This window comes from Catenulispora sp. GP43 (genome assembly GCF_041260665.1).
Classification (GTDB): Bacteria; Actinomycetota; Actinomycetes; order Streptomycetales; family Catenulisporaceae; genus Catenulispora.
Window position 1 is genome coordinate 243,136 of record NZ_JBGCCT010000007.1, and the last position, 13,550, is coordinate 256,685.

The 13,550-nt window shown below is 71.7% G+C and carries 12 protein-coding genes and 1 pseudogene; 5 read left to right on the plus strand and 8 right to left on the minus strand.

Features of this window, described 5'->3' with window-relative positions:
- Positions 1–15: 15 nt before the first annotated feature.
- Positions 16–210, minus strand: a pseudogene (locus ABH926_RS16880) (DUF190 domain-containing protein); the annotation flags it as partial.
- Positions 207–809, minus strand: a complete 603-nt coding sequence (locus ABH926_RS16885) for a CrcB family protein (protein WP_370366545.1) — start codon at positions 807–809, stop codon at positions 207–209. The gene ABH926_RS16885 and the pseudogene ABH926_RS16880, both read right to left, overlap by 4 nt.
- Positions 810–1,055: 246 nt before the next feature.
- Between ABH926_RS16885 and ABH926_RS16890 the strand changes: the two genes are divergently transcribed.
- Positions 1,056–2,003 (plus strand): YihY/virulence factor BrkB family protein, encoded by a 948-nt coding sequence (locus ABH926_RS16890; protein ID WP_370366546.1) that lies wholly within the window; start codon positions 1,056–1,058, stop codon positions 2,001–2,003.
- On the opposite strand, the gene ABH926_RS16895 is transcribed toward ABH926_RS16890, so the two are convergent.
- From ABH926_RS16895 to ABH926_RS16905, 3 genes are read right to left on the minus strand one after another with little or no spacing between them, the layout of a single operon-like run.
- Positions 2,004–2,300, minus strand: coding sequence for a hypothetical protein (locus ABH926_RS16895; protein WP_370366548.1), 297 nt, complete (start codon positions 2,298–2,300; stop codon positions 2,004–2,006).
- A 55-nt stretch (positions 2,301–2,355) separates the two neighbouring features.
- A complete protein-coding gene (locus tag ABH926_RS16900; protein ID WP_370366549.1) occupies positions 2,356–3,414 on the minus strand; it encodes a 1-acyl-sn-glycerol-3-phosphate acyltransferase in 1,059 nt (352 codons plus the stop codon).
- A complete protein-coding gene (locus tag ABH926_RS16905) occupies positions 3,411–4,250 on the minus strand; it encodes a patatin-like phospholipase family protein (protein WP_370366550.1) in 840 nt (279 codons plus the stop codon). The genes ABH926_RS16900 and ABH926_RS16905 overlap by 4 nt, the downstream gene beginning before the upstream one ends.
- Before the next feature lie 119 nt (positions 4,251–4,369).
- On the opposite strand from ABH926_RS16905, the gene ABH926_RS16910 reads away from it, so the two are divergent.
- Positions 4,370–5,908 carry an MFS transporter gene (locus ABH926_RS16910; protein WP_370366551.1) on the plus strand — a complete coding sequence of 513 codons (1,539 nt, stop codon included), beginning with the start codon at positions 4,370–4,372 and terminating at the stop codon, positions 5,906–5,908.
- A gap of 32 nt (positions 5,909–5,940) precedes the next feature.
- Here ABH926_RS16910 and ABH926_RS16915 read toward each other — a convergent pair whose 3' ends face one another.
- Both ABH926_RS16915 and ABH926_RS16920 read right to left on the minus strand, forming a co-directional pair.
- Entirely contained in the window at positions 5,941–6,375 is a 435-nt protein-coding gene (locus ABH926_RS16915; RefSeq protein WP_370366552.1) for a DUF5709 domain-containing protein, read from the minus strand.
- Between the two features lie 38 nt (positions 6,376–6,413).
- The gene (locus tag ABH926_RS16920) at positions 6,414–7,691 is read right to left on the minus strand and encodes a glycosyltransferase (protein WP_370366553.1); all 1,278 of its coding nucleotides are present in this window, start codon (positions 7,689–7,691) and stop codon (positions 6,414–6,416) included.
- Between the two features lie 180 nt (positions 7,692–7,871).
- On the opposite strand from ABH926_RS16920, the gene ABH926_RS16925 reads away from it, so the two are divergent.
- Entirely contained in the window at positions 7,872–8,549 is a 678-nt protein-coding gene (locus tag ABH926_RS16925) for a hypothetical protein (protein WP_370366554.1), read from the plus strand.
- 166 nt (positions 8,550–8,715) lie between these two features.
- Entirely contained in the window at positions 8,716–10,080 is a 1,365-nt protein-coding gene (locus ABH926_RS16930) for an SIS domain-containing protein (RefSeq protein WP_370366556.1), read from the plus strand.
- Here ABH926_RS16930 and hypF read toward each other — a convergent pair.
- Positions 10,041–12,323 carry a carbamoyltransferase HypF gene (hypF, locus tag ABH926_RS16935; protein WP_370366558.1) on the minus strand — a complete coding sequence of 761 codons (2,283 nt, stop codon included), beginning with the start codon at positions 12,321–12,323 and terminating at the stop codon, positions 10,041–10,043. The genes ABH926_RS16930 and hypF overlap by 40 nt on opposite strands.
- Positions 12,324–12,467: 144 nt before the next feature.
- Here hypF and ABH926_RS16940 point away from each other — a divergent pair, with 144 nt between their 5' ends.
- Positions 12,468–13,523, plus strand: a complete 1,056-nt coding sequence (locus ABH926_RS16940; RefSeq protein WP_370366559.1) for a hydrogenase expression protein HypE — start codon at positions 12,468–12,470, stop codon at positions 13,521–13,523.
- Positions 13,524–13,550: the final 27 nt, after the last annotated feature.

A 13,550-nucleotide genomic window follows, 5' to 3' on the forward strand; every position in this document is an offset into this window, starting at 1 on the left:
GGACCGCCCCACGTAGGACAGCGCCAGGATCCGCGTGGTGTGGATGCGCGAGCTGGCGCCGAAGCCCTCGATGCCGCGGAAGACGCTGGCCCCGGCCAGCCTGGCCTTCTTCGCCCGGGTGACGATCTCGTGGTAGAGCGGGACGCGCCGGTACTGGTCGGTCTCGCTGATGAAGATGCTCAGGCGGCGCGAGGGGCCGGACAGCTTCATAGCCGTCCTCCGATCTCGGCGGGCGCCGACGATGCTGACGTCGCCGTCGCCGTCGCCGTCGCCGATGCCGGCTCTGCGGACGAGGCGTCGGCGTCGGAACCCCCGCCCCCGCCGCGCTTGATCCGCCAGGCGGCCAAGCCCCGGCCCACGCTCAGCCCCAGGCTGGTCGCCGCGATCCCGGCGGCCAGACTGAGCAGCACGTTCACCGCCGCGGTCCCGTACGCCCCGGCCGAGATCAGCCGGTCGGTGTCGACCATCCACGTGGAGAACGTGGTGTAGGCGCCGAGGAACCCGACGCAGAAGAAGGGGCGCACGTACGCGTTCGGCGGCCACACGTCGAGGATCAGCACCATCAGCAGGGCCAGCACGAACGACCCGGTGACGTTGATCGCGAACGTGGTGGCCGGGAAGGTGTGCGGTGCGGTCGGGAACGCCAGGCCCAGGCCGTAGCGCACAGGGCCGCCCAGGGCGCCGCCGGCTGCGATCGCGGCCAGGACCCGCCGCGGCGTACGGGACCGGCGCGGCCCGGGGGAGGGTTCTGCCACATCCGGATCGGTGGGCAGGCCGTCAGCCGGCTTCAGGGAGGCATCGGGGCTCACGGGGCGCGCTCCTACTCGTCGCGGGATGACGGCAGTATGCCGACATCGCAATTTGAGTAGGGACCGTTGGCCAAAAGTGATGGCGGTTATGCGGCGGGCCCCACCGCCGGTGCTACGGCACCACTATAGCGTGCACGGTGCGTTAACCCACATGGCGTACACAACCTGCTGTTTAGACCGCAGATCAGCGGATACCCGGAGCATTCCGAAGCGGCCACGTGGTCTCACCTCGGCGGGAGGACACCCATGCCGGATCTCCAACCGCTCCTGCGCAGGATCGACCGGTTCCAGCAACGTCACCCGGCGCTGGCCTATCCGATCGCGGTGTGGAAGAAGTTCAGCGACGACCAGGCCGGCTATCTGTGCGCCCTGCTGACCTTCTTCGCCTTCGTGTCGCTGTTCCCGCTGCTGCTGGTTCTGGTGACGGTGCTGGGCCTGCTCCTGCACGGCAACCCGGAGCTGCAACACCGGGTCCTGAACTCGGCCCTGGCCGACTTCCCGGTGATCGGGCAGCAGCTGAGGACGAACGTCAACGGCATCGGCCGCAGCGGCCTGGGACTGGCCGTCGGCATCATCGGCTCGCTGCTGGGCGCCAGGGGCCTGGCCGACGCGACCCAGTACGCGCTGAACAAACTCTGGGCCGTGCCCTACACGCGCCGGCCCGGCTTCCCGCACAACTGGCTGCGCAGCTACGGCATCATCGCGGTCCTCGGCCTCGGCGTGCTGGCCACGACCTTCCTGTCCGGCATCGGCGCCTGGGGCGGCCAGGGGGCGTTCGGCGTCGGCGTCCAGGTGGCCTCGGTGGCGCTGTCGCTGATCGTCAACGTGGGCCTGTTCTGGCTGGCCTTCCACCTGGCGACGGCCAGCGAGATCGGCTGGCGCGACCAGTGGCTGGCGGCGGCGCTGGCCGGCGTGGTGTGGCAGATCCTGCAGATCACCGGCGGCCTGATCGTCGCGCACCAGTTGCGCGATTCCTCGTCGCTCTACGGCGTGTTCGGGGTCGTCCTCGGCCTGCTGGCCTGGCTGTATCTGCAGGCGCGGCTCACGGTGTACGCGGTGGAGGCCGACGTGGTCCGGGTCAGGCGGCTGTGGCCCCGCAGCATGTTCCCGCCGCCGTTCACCGATGAGGACGCACGGGTCTACCACTCGTATGAGCGGATGGAGCAGCGGGTCGAGCAAGAGTCGGCGGATTGATTACTTGTTGAATTTCTCGGAGATCCGCGCGGAGGCCTTGCTCAGCTTCCCCCGCATGGTCATGTGGTTGTTCCCACTCGCCGAGCCGATGATTTCCTGAGTCCGGCCCTTGGCGGCCCTGCCCCTGTGTCGGAGCGTGGCCATGCCCTTTCCGGTGGTGTGCTTGATCCGCGCCGTCAGTTGTTCGGTCTTGCCTCGAGACGTCATCCGTCTGTTGCCGACGGCGCGGCCGACGATTTCCTTGACCTTGCCGCTGGCTGTTCGCGTGGTGTGCTTCAGCTTGCCCTGCGTTGTCATAGTCGTCCCTCCTATCTGGGTATCCCTTATAACCCGTTCATCGCAATTCACGCATTCACGACGCGGTCAGACTCCCCGTCCCGCGTGAAGCCGCCACCCAACCGTCGATCCGCGACCAGTTTTCCTCCAGCCAGCGGACCCGTGCCTCCTCCTCGCGCGGTATCTCCGCGGCCGGCACCGTCCACCACGTGAACACCACCGGTAGGCGCAGGGGCAGCGCGCGCCACATGTCGGCGGCCGACTGCACGTGCTCCAGTCCGGTGTGCGCCACGAAGACCACGTCCGCGTCCGGTGCCGCATCGAGGGCGGAGAACAGGCCGTCGGGGTGGGGCGGCAGGACGTGGCGGAGCTGCTCGGCGTGCGAGGCGGCCTTGGCCAGGCCGCGGCGGCGCAGTCGGTGGATGGCGCGGATGCGGCGCCGGGGCGTGAAGTTGCCGCCCTCGGGGAAGATCAGCAGGGCGTCGTCGGCGTCCATGCCCTCGGCCAGGACGCCGATGCGGGCGGCGGTGGCGCCCTGGTCGCCGGGCTGGGGGTCGATGAAGGCGTGCGGGATGCGGCTGAGGAGCGTGTCGATCAGCGGGTCCCAGGCCAGGGTCTGCTTCAGCACCACCCGGGGGAGACGCCCGAAGTCGGCGAGCAGGATCTGCGCCAGCAGGAATGCCCCGCCGACGCCGCCGTGGCGGCCGCAGACGATCAGCGGTCCGGCGGGGAGCGTCAGCGTGCCAGGGCCGTGCGATGCTGAATCAGGGTCATGCGTGGTCGGGCGCGCGAGCTTGACCTGGAGCCGTCCGTAGCGGCGTGCCGCCGCTCGCAGTGCGCTCAGCGATGCGGTCAGCGACCGGACGCGCGAGCGCCGATCCCGAACGTCGTCGCGGTCGAGGACGAAGCGAACCCGCTGCCATGCCGCGCGGGCCAGACCGACGATCTCAGTGACCGAATACACCGCCGCGACCGCCACGACCCGCCGGACCCGCCCGACGCGCAGATGCAGCGGCGAGGTGAGCGCGGTGAACACCGCGCACAAGAGCGCGATCGGCAGCACCACGACCGCCACGACCAGCACCAGAAGCACACCCGCCGTCCGGCGTCCGAAACCGCGCGCCGCCCCGGTCATGACGCGTGCTTCACGAGATAGGCCGAAGAAGCCTGATGCGCGCGCTCGATGCGCTCCTCGACCAGGCCCAGGCCGCGCCGTCCGTAGCGGGGCCGCAGATCGGTGGTCCCGCCCGGCGCCCCCGTGGGCAGCACGTGCACCTCGACCCCGTCCACCGGGTTGCTCAGCGCGTGCACCAGCCGGTGCCGCCGGGCGATCTCGAAGGCGACCACGGCCACCTCGCGCGGCGTGCGCGGGGGACGCAGCGGCTGGTCGATCCGCCCGACGTGCAGCACGTAGATGGTGCCGGCTCCCGAGGCCAGCGCCCGGCCGACCGGGACGCTGTCCACCAGCCCGCCGTCCAGGAAGTGTTCTCCGCCGATTGGGACCGGCGGCAGCAGGCCGGGCACCGCCGAGGACGCCAGCACCGCCTGGACCAGCGGGCCGGAGGTGAACCAGTGCTCCGCGGCCCGCTCGATCGAGGCGGCGACGCAGGCGAAGGGGACTTCCAGGTCCTCGATCAGCCGGTGCCCGAACTCGCGCTCCAGCAGCCCGCGCAGCGCCGCGTTGGAGAACAGGTGCGTCCGGCTGCGCAGCGCGGTCCCCATCTGGGCGAACAGGTTGTCCGCGAACACGCCGCGCTCCCGCAGCGAGACCCACAGGCTCTCCAGACGCGTCACGGCCTCCGGCTGCGGATCGGCGGCGATCGCCGCGCCGTTGAGCGCGCCGACGGAGGAGCCTAGGACCAGGTCCGGGCGGATGTCCCGCTCTATCAGGGCTTTGAGCATCCCCACTTCGTAGGCCCCCAGCGGCCCGCCGCCGCCGAGCACGAAAGCCACCGGTTTGCTCGTCACCATCCAGCACCTCCTCCGATCCGGCCCGCGCCGGGGCGTCCGCGTACCCACAGCACGCGGAAGCATGCGCGATCACAGCGGAGCCGGGATGATGGGAGGTCGGGAGCTATATGCCGCAGACCATGAGTGAGACACAGGACCGGCAGGCGTCCGGCCCGAAGTGGTGGACCCTGACCGCGGTCTGCCTGGGCACCCTCATGCTTCTGCTGGACATCACGATCGTCAACGTGGCGCTGCCGCAGATCCAGAGTTCGCTGGGGGCCTCGTTCTCCGACGTGCAGTGGGTGGTGGACGCCTACGCGCTGACGCTCGCCGCGCTGCTGCTGACCACCGGATCCCTCGCCGACCAGTTCGGACGGCGCCGGCTGTACCTGATCGGCCTGGCGCTGTTCACCGGGGCCTCGGTGCTGTGCGGAGCCGCGCAGTCCCCGCTGATGCTGGAGTTGTCCCGTGGTGCGCAAGGGGTCGGCGGGGCGGCGATGTTCTCGGTGTCGCTGGCGCTGCTGGCCACGGCGTTCCGCGGCAAGGACCGCGGTGTCGCCTTCGGGGTGTGGGGCGCGCTGACCGGGATCGCGGTGGCGGTCGGGCCGGTGGTCGGCGGGGTGCTGGTCTCCGGGCTGTCCTGGCGCTGGATCTTCTTCGTGAACGTCCCGGTCGGGATCGTGGCGCTGGTGCTGACCGCGCTGCGGGTGGCCGAGTCGCGGGAGAAGCAGGCCCGGCGGCCGGACTGGGCCGGCTTCGTGACGTTCTCGGCCGCGCTGGCCGCCCTGGTGTACGGCCTCATCGAATCCGGCCGTGTCGGCTTCTCCGACGCCAAGGTGCTGGCGTGCTTCGCCGGCTCGGCGGTGCTGCTCGTCGTGTTCGTGGCCGTCGAGAGGCGCAGCCGGCATCCGATGTTCGACCTGGGCCTGTTCCGGCTGCCCACGTTCGTCGGCGGCGACATCACCGCGTTCGCGATGTCGGCCGGGATGTTCTCGATGCTGCTGTACCTCGTGCTGTACCTGCAGGACGTGCTGGGCTACAGCGCCCTGCAGACCGGCGTGCGCCTGCTCGTGCTGTCCGGCGGCATGCTCGTGGCCAGCGCGGTGTCCGGCCGGCTGAGCGTCAAGGTCCCGATCCGCGCCCTGATCGGGCCGGGCCTGGCGCTGATCGGCGTCGGGCTGCTGCTGATGCGCGGGCTGGGCGCCACCTCGACCTGGACCCACCTGATCCCCGGCCTCGTCATCGGCGGCGTCGGCGTGGGCCTGGTCAACCCGCCGCTGGCCTCCACCGCGGTCGGCGTCGTCGAACCGCGCCGGGCCGGCATGGCCTCCGGGATCAACTCCACGTTCCGGCAGGTCGGGATCGCCACCGGTATCGCGCTGCTGGGCACGCTGTTCGCCAACCGCCTCACCTCGGCGGTGACCGAGCTGTCGGCCCGGACCCCGCTGGCCGCGCACAGCGCCGACATCTCCACGGCTCTGCGCAACGGAGACGCCAAGACCCTGTTCGCCACGACACCGCCGGAGCAGCGCGGTCAGCTCACGCTGATCGCCCGCGGGGCCTTCACCACCGGGCTGAACGAGATCCTGCTGGTCGGTGCCGTCACGTGCTTCGTCGCCGCGGTGCTGGCCGCGGTCCTCATCCGGACCAAGGACTTCCACACCGAGGACGCGGGCTGACACGGTCGGGCAACCGGCCGCCAGGCCCGTCCTCAGGGCCGCTCCTCCACGTCCACGACGTGCATGGCCGCCTCCTCGGCCGAGGCGGCGGCGCCGTCGATGCCCACGTCCCGGGCGACCATGTCCGGTTCGGCCTCGACGGCCCGGTCCTCGTCCGGCGAGACCAGGCGGCCCGCGCGCTCGTCGCCGACCTGGTCGTCCATCAGCTCGCCGTCGGTGTCGCGGGTGTCGCCGATCCCGTCCCAGTCGGCGTCGGTATCGGGGTCCGGCTCCTCTTCCTCCAGCCGGTCGCCGAACGTCAGCTCGGTGCGCATCCCCAGGGGGCGCTCCGGCGGCGAGTAGCCCGGATCGCCGGGATCACCCCCGCCGACCTGGGAATCGTCGGCTTCGAGCTGGTCCAGGTCCTCGGCCGCGTTGTACGCCTCCGGGTCGACCGGCCCGGTGGGCTCTACGGGTCCCGTGCTCATGGCGTACCTCCAGCTTCTACGTTGTCACAGAGCAGAGCTCACCGCTGGTAGGGGATGGGCAGCCGCTCCGGGCGCTTCCTGCCGACCGCGGTCCGGATCACCTCGGCGACCCGGTGCGCGACCACCGGCCACAGCAGCCCGGTGCCGGCCGCCTCGGCGGCACGCTCGGCGCGCGCCAGGCGTCCGGGCTCGGTGAGCATGCGGCGCAGCGCCGCCGCGTACGCCCCGGCGTCGCCGGGCTCGGCCAGCAGCCCGGCTCCGCCGGCGAGCATGTCCTCGGTGTAGAAGAACGACGTCGACACCACCGGGCGGCCGGCGGCCAGCGCGTACGCCAGCGCGCCGGAGCTGACCTGGTCGCGGGAGCGGTAGGGCGTCAGGAACACCGTGGTGTGGGCCAGCAGCTGCGCCAGTTCGGTGCTGGTGAGGAAGGAGTCCAGGAAGCGGACGTGGTCGGCGGCGTCCAGTTCGGCCACCAGCTTGCCGAGGTTGTCCCGGTAGCTCTCGCCGTACCGCCGGACGATCTCGGGATGCGTGGCGCCGGCGATGACGTAGCACAGGTCGGGCAGGTCGCGGGCCAGATCGGCGACCGCGGCGATCGCCGTGTCCAGTCCCTTGTCCGGGGACAGCAGGCCGAACGTGCTCAGCACGGTGCGGTGCGCGAGCTCCCGCAGGATCCTGGCGAGCTCGGGCCGGACGGATGCCTGCGACGGCCCGCGCGCCGGCTGGTGCAGCGCTTCCGGGACGCCGTGGGCGATGGTCTCGCACCACCCTGCCCCGATCCCCGCGGCCCCGGCCAGCCGCCGGGCGGTGGGGGACAGGACGGTGACCGCTGCGGCGCCGCGACAAAGCCGCCGCAGCACGTCGGCCTGGCCGCGGGTCGGCGCGGCGGGCACGGTGTGCAGCGTGACCAGGTAGGGCACCCCGGCCGCCGACAGTTCCGCGGCGAAGGAGGCGATCAGGGCCCCGTCCCGGCCGCCGTAGATGCCGAACTCGTGCTGGATCAGCACCGCGTCGGCGCCCGCCGCCGCCAGGTCCGCGGCCGTTCGGCGATAGGCCGCCGGATCACGCTGGTCCAGCACCCAGGCCACTTCCCGGTCGTAGCGGAGCCCTTCGTGGTCCACCGCGCACACCGACACGTCCAGGTCCGGTGCGACATCGTCAAGGCTCTTGCACAGGTCCGCGGCGAACACGCCGATGCCGCACTGCCTCGGCGGGTAGGTCGACAGCACCACGACGTTCAACCGCGCCCGTTCGCCGCGTACGGGATCGCGTACGGGATGCAGGCGTACACCCGGAAAGGTCAAAGTGGTTGTCATCTCTTTGTCTCCTGATCCGTGGGGTACGCCTCTTATGGGTCGTTTAAACGCTCCGGCGCGTCTGAGGTCGGCGATTCCGGGACCTGGGCGCCAATCGGGTACCGGCCGCACCATGCGCACCGCAAGTGGCGTTTATCGGTACCCGCCCCGGGCACACGCACGGCCTAAGGAGAACGGCTCATGCGCGACGAGAACTTCGAGATCGGCGACGAGGTCTTCTGTGAAGCGAAGGCCTGCGGCCGGCTGAGCGCGGTGACGGTCGTGCCGGCGAAAGCCAGACTCGCTCATCTGATCGTGGATTCGTACCCGCAGGGAGAACCGCGGCTCATCCCCGCGCGCCAGGCGCACGCCACCGCCGACGGCCTGGCGCTGGACTGTTCCCAGGACCAGTTCGACAGCGCCGAGGCGGCCACCGTCACCTACGTCGAGCCGGCCGAAGCGGCCGACTCCGTCGACGACGAGATGCACCGGCGTCATCACGACGGGATCTCCACCTGGCCGGCCGAGGGCCCGGGCCCCGGTATGCCCACGCCGAGCGTCGGCGCCCCGGCTCCGTTCCCGGGGCCCACGCCGCAGGTGGAGACCGAGACCCGGGTCCCGCCGGGCGAAGTGCGGGTCCACGAGGGCACCGGAGTGCACGTCATCGACGGCGAACTCGGCCTGGTGGCCGGCGTGATGGTGCGCCCGCGCGACAAGCGCCTGGAATACATCCTCGTCGACGCCGGCCACCTGTGGTGGCGCCGGCGCGTCGCGATCCCGATGGCGCTGGTCCGGGGCATGGACGACGCGGGGATCACAGTGCGGCTGTCGAAACGGCAGATCAGGGATCTGCGGCCGGTCGGCCACCGGCGCGGCTGAGGTCGGGTGATGGCTGACTTCGGGCGACGGCCGGCGTCGGGCACGGCTGATCCAGTGCGTGGCTGATCCGGGGCGTTGCCGGCCCAGGGCGCCGCCGGCCCAGGGCGTGGCCGGCCCAGGGCGTGGCGTGCCCGCGCCGATCGCGCCGATTGTTACGTTTTGATCCATGACCAGCGAACCGCCGGATCCCGCCGTGCTCGAAGCCCTCGACCGCCGCGTCGCCCCGATCGAGCGCCTGGCCGATGACGCCGACGCCATCGCCGAGGCCTGTCTGGCCGTGGCGCGTGCCTTCCGGGCCGGCGGACGGCTGCTGGTGTTCGGCACCGGGACCGCCGCCACCGACGCCCAGCACGTCTCGGTGGAGTTCATGCACCCGGTGATCGTGGGCAAGCGTGCACTGCCGGCGTTCTCGCTGGCCGCGGACTCGGCCACGGTGAGCGGCCTGGCGCAGACGCTCGGCCCGGACGCGGTGTTCGCCCATCAGCTCAGGGTGCTGGGACGGGCCCAGGACATCGCCGTCGGCGTCTGCGGGGACGGTGACAGCCCCGCCGTCGTGCAAGGCCTGGCCGCCGCGCGCGCCGCCGGCATGACCACCGTCGCGCTCATCGGCGGCGACGGCGGCCGCATCGCCGAGCACGGACTCGCCGACCACCGCTTCGTGGTCCGCTCCGACGACCACCGCGTGGTCAAGGAAGGCCACGTCACGCTCTACCACCTGCTGTGGGAACTGACCCACGCCTACCTGGAGCAGCCGCACGCGCTGGACTCCGGCGCCCGCGCCGGAGCTCCCACTACCGAGGCGGCGGGCGGCATCGGCGAGCTCTACCCGTTCCTGTATTCGGGCACGGCATCGCTGGAAGCGCTGACCGCCGAGGTGGCGGCCTCGGCCCGGGCGAAGATCGCCGAGATCGTGGCCCTGCGCCGGGCCGTGGGTCAGGCCGAAGCCGGCTCGCTCGCCGCGTGTGCCTCCGCCTTGGCCCAGGGCTTCAGCCAGGGCGCGACGCTGCTGGCCTTCGGCAACGGCGGCAGCAGCTCCGACGCGCAGGACATCGTCCACACATTCCTCGACCCGGGCCCGGGGCCGGGCTCAGGTGCCGGCACCGGCGCCAGCACCGGTGCCGGTACCAGCACCACCGCCCTGCCCGCGCTCTGCCTGACCAACGACACCGCGGTGGTCACCGCCCTGTCCAACGACGTCAGCTTCGACGTCGTGTTCGCCCGGCAGCTGCAAGCCGTCGGCCGCCCCGGGGACCTGGCGGTCGCGGTGTCGACCAGCGGCGGCTCGGCCAACGTCCTGGCCGCGCTGGCCGCCGCCCGCAAGAGCGGGATGACCACGGTCGGCTTCGCCGGCTACGGCGGCGGCAAGATGGCCGAGCCGGGCCTGGTGGACCACCTGTTCGCCGTCCCGTCCTCCTCCGTGCACCGCATCCAGGAGGTACAGACGACGCTGTATCACGTTCTGTGGGAACAAGTTCAGCGCGAGCTGCCGCCTCACCAGCGCCGGTCCCGCGCCCCGCACACCGCGGCCTGACCGAGACTGATCCCGCCGTCGTTCGGCGGCACGCGGCGGTGGGTCAGGACCCCGAATCCCGCCGCCTCCAGCCCGCTGACGCAGCGCTCGGCCAGCACCGTGTTCTGGAAGACGCCGCCGGACAGCGCCACCGTGTCCAAACGGGCATCGCGCCGGATGAGTTCGCAGACCTCGGTCACGATCGCCGCCAGCCCGTTGTGGAAACGGGCCGAGACGAGCGGTGTCGCGACCCCGGCGTGCACCTCCGCCGCGACCGCGTCCACCAGATCCGAGCCGTGGACCACCAGCGGGCTCCCCGACGTCCCGGGCTCGACCCGCGCGACATAGCACCCCGGCTCGGAACGGTCGGCCAACTGCTCGAACTCGATCGCCGCCTGCCCCTCGTAGGACACGGTGTCGCGCACGCCGGCCAACGCCGCCGCCGCGTCGAACAGCCGTCCGGCGCTGGAGGTGCGCGGCGCGTTCAGGCCGGCGCGCGCCGCCGCCACGACCTGCTCCAGCCGGCCGCCTTGCCGCGCCAGCAAATCCCGCACCGGCGCGATGTCCGGCCATTCGGTGCCGTACGCGGCGTCCAGGTAGGCCGCGCCCATCCGCCAGGGTTCGCGGACGGCGCTTGCGCCGCCGGGCATGGGAACGGCCGCCAGATGCCCGGCGCGGGTGAAGTCCACCAGGTCGGCGACGAGGAATTCGCCGCCCCACAGCGTGCCGTCCTCTCCCATGCCCAGACCGTCGAACGCGACTCCGATCACCGGCTCGTCCGTGCCGTTGTCGGCCAGGCAGGAGGCGATGTGCGCATGGTGATGCTGGACGGCGACCAGCTCAACGTCCGCGTAGTCGAGCGCGTATTTGGTCGACAGGTACTCCGGATGCAGATCGTGCACGACCACCTGCGGGGTGACGGAGAACAGGCGGCTGAAGTGCTCGACGCCCTCGGTGAAGGACTGCAGCGTCTCGTGGTTCTCCAGATCGCCGATGTGGTGGGAGACGAACGCGTGCCGGTCGCGCGCCAGGCAGAACGTGTTCTTCAGTTCGGGTCCGCAGGCCAGGACGTGGCGCGGGAACTCCCACGGCAGCGTCAGCGGCGCCGGGGCGAAGCCGCGCGAGCGCCGGATCGGCAGCGGCCCGCCACGGTCGGCGCGCAGCACCGAGTCGTCGACGCGGGTGTGGATCTCCCGGTCGTGGGTCAGGAAGGCGTCCGCGACCCCGGACAGGCGCTTGAACGCGTCGTCGTCGCGGTGCGCGATCGGCTCGTCCGACAGGTTGCCGCTGGTCATCACCAGCGGACCGGGATGGGCCGCGGCCAGCAGATGATGCAGCGGCGTGTACGGCAGCATGATGCCCAGGCTCCGCTGGCGCGGAGCGACCGACGCCGCGACCTCCGCGCCCGGTCGGCGCTCCAGCACCACGATCGGCCGCGCGGGATCGAGCAGGAACTCCTCCTCGACGCCGTCCACCTCGCACAGCCGCCGGGCCGCCTCCAGGTCGGCGACCATGAGCGCCAAAGGGCGTTCCTCGCGGTGCTTGCGCTGTCGTAGAGCCCTGACAGCGTTTTCGTTCCCCGCCGCGACGGCGAGGTGGTAGCCGCCCAGACCCTTGATCGCCACGATGGAGCCGTCGGCGAGCAGGCCGGCGGCGCGCGCCACCGGGTCGCCCGGCAGCACCGAGCCGTCGGCGGTCCGCAGCTCCAGGCGCGGCCCGCAGTCCGGGCAGCACACCGGCTGCGCATGGAAGCGCCGGTCCAGCGGATCGGCGTACTCGCGATCGCAGCGCTCGCACAAGGTGAACGCCGCCATGGTCGTCCCGGGCCGGTCGTAGGGCAGCTCTCGCACGATGGTGAAGCGCGGCCCGCAGTTGGTGCAGTTGGTGAACGCGTACCCGTGGCGCCGGTCGGCCGGGTCGGCCATCTCCGCCAGACAGTCCGCGCACGTGGCGGTGTCCGGGGCCACCAGGACGGTGCGCGGCCCGCTTGTGCCGCTGGCCGAGATCGAGAAGCCGGTCTGGCCGACCGCGGCGATCGGCTCGACCCGGACCTGCTCGACCCGGGCCAGCGGCGGCGCCTGGCCGGTCAGCGCCTCCACCAAACGGTCCAGCGCCGCGGGCTCGCCCTCGGCCTCGATCAGCACTCCCAGTCCGTCGTTGCCGACGAACCCGCCGAGCCGCAGGCGACACGCCAGGCCGTACACGAACGGCCGAAAGCCCACACCCTGCACGACTCCCTGGACACGAACCCGAATGCGCGTCATTTCCTCTCCCGGTCCCCGCGTGCGGCAATCCTCATGGACTACAAATACCGACGAACTCCCCGAAATCTGCGTAAGTTGGACGGCGCGTCGGCCCGTGCCGCGATCAGCGCACGTACGGGCCGTTCCGACGAACGGGAGGCGATCATGCCGGCAGCCCAAGCGGCCCCCGCTGAGGAGACCGTGATTCATGTCCTGTGGCTCAACGCCGGGCTCAGTTGCGACGGTGACTCGGTCGCACTGACGGCCGCGAGCCAGCCCAGCATCGAGGAGATCGCGCTCGGCGCGCTGCCCGGCCTGCCGAAGGTGGCGGTGCACTGGCCGCTGATCGACTTCGAGTGCGGGCCCGCCGGCGGCGCGGACGACTTCCTGGAGTGGTTCCGCAAGGCCGACCGCGGCGAGCTGGAGCCGTTCGTGCTCGTCGTCGAGGGCTCGATCCCGAACGAGGCGATCAAGGACGAGGGCTACTGGGCCGCGTTCGGCACCGACCCGAAGACCGGGCAGCCGATCACCACCTCCGAGTGGGTCACCCGGCTGGCGCCGAAGGCCACCGTGGTCCTGGCGGTCGGCACCTGCGCCACCTACGGCGGCATCCACGCCATGTCCGGCAACCCCACCGGCGCCATGGGCGTCCCGGACTTCCTAGGCTGGGACTGGACTTCCAAGGCCGGCATCCCGATCGTGTGCGTCCCGGGCTGCCCGATCCAGCCGGACAACCTGTCCGAGACCATCACCTACCTGCTCTACCAGGCCAGCGGCCAGGCGCCGATGATCCCGCTGGACGACGCGCTGCGGCCGGCCTGGCTGTTCGGCGCGACCGTGCACGAGGGCTGCGACCGCGGCGGCTACTACGAGCAGGGCGAGTTCGCCGACTCCTACGGCCAGCCGACGTGCCTGGTCAAGCTCGGCTGCTGGGGCCCGGTGGTGAAGTGCAACGTGCCCAAGCGCGGCTGGATGGGCGGCATCGGCGGCTGCCCCAACGTCGGCGGCATCTGCATCGGCTGCACCATGCCCGGCTTCCCGGACAAGTTCATGCCGTTCATGGACGCCCCGCCCGGAGCGGTCGTGTCCACCACCGCCTCCAAGGCCTACGGCAGGGTGATCCGCAATCTGCGCACGATCACCACCAAGACCGTCGACGCCGAACCGCGCTGGCGCCGTCCCGGACCCAAGCTGACCACCGGTGCCAAGCGCACCTGGTGACCGCCGGCCGGTGACCGTCAGCCCCCG

Coding starts and splice junctions, on each gene's coding strand:
- ABH926_RS16890 (WP_370366546.1), top strand. CDS start 1,056: ATGCCGGATCTCCAACCGCTCCTGCGCAGGATCGACCGGTTCCAGCAA.
- ABH926_RS16895 (WP_370366548.1), bottom strand. CDS start 2,300: ATGACAACGCAGGGCAAGCTGAAGCACACCACGCGAACAGCCAGCGGC.
- ABH926_RS16900 (WP_370366549.1), bottom strand. CDS start 3,414: ATGACCGGGGCGGCGCGCGGTTTCGGACGCCGGACGGCGGGTGTGCTT.
- ABH926_RS16905 (WP_370366550.1), bottom strand. CDS start 4,250: ATGGTGACGAGCAAACCGGTGGCTTTCGTGCTCGGCGGCGGCGGGCCG.
- ABH926_RS16910 (WP_370366551.1), top strand. CDS start 4,370: ATGAGTGAGACACAGGACCGGCAGGCGTCCGGCCCGAAGTGGTGGACC.
- ABH926_RS16915 (WP_370366552.1), bottom strand. CDS start 6,375: ATGAGCACGGGACCCGTAGAGCCCACCGGGCCGGTCGACCCGGAGGCG.
- ABH926_RS16920 (WP_370366553.1), bottom strand. CDS start 7,691: ATGACAACCACTTTGACCTTTCCGGGTGTACGCCTGCATCCCGTACGC.
- ABH926_RS16925 (WP_370366554.1), top strand. CDS start 7,872: ATGCGCGACGAGAACTTCGAGATCGGCGACGAGGTCTTCTGTGAAGCG.
- ABH926_RS16930 (WP_370366556.1), top strand. CDS start 8,716: ATGACCAGCGAACCGCCGGATCCCGCCGTGCTCGAAGCCCTCGACCGC.
- hypF (WP_370366558.1), bottom strand. CDS start 12,323: ATGACGCGCATTCGGGTTCGTGTCCAGGGAGTCGTGCAGGGTGTGGGC.
- ABH926_RS16940 (WP_370366559.1), top strand. CDS start 12,468: ATGCCGGCAGCCCAAGCGGCCCCCGCTGAGGAGACCGTGATTCATGTC.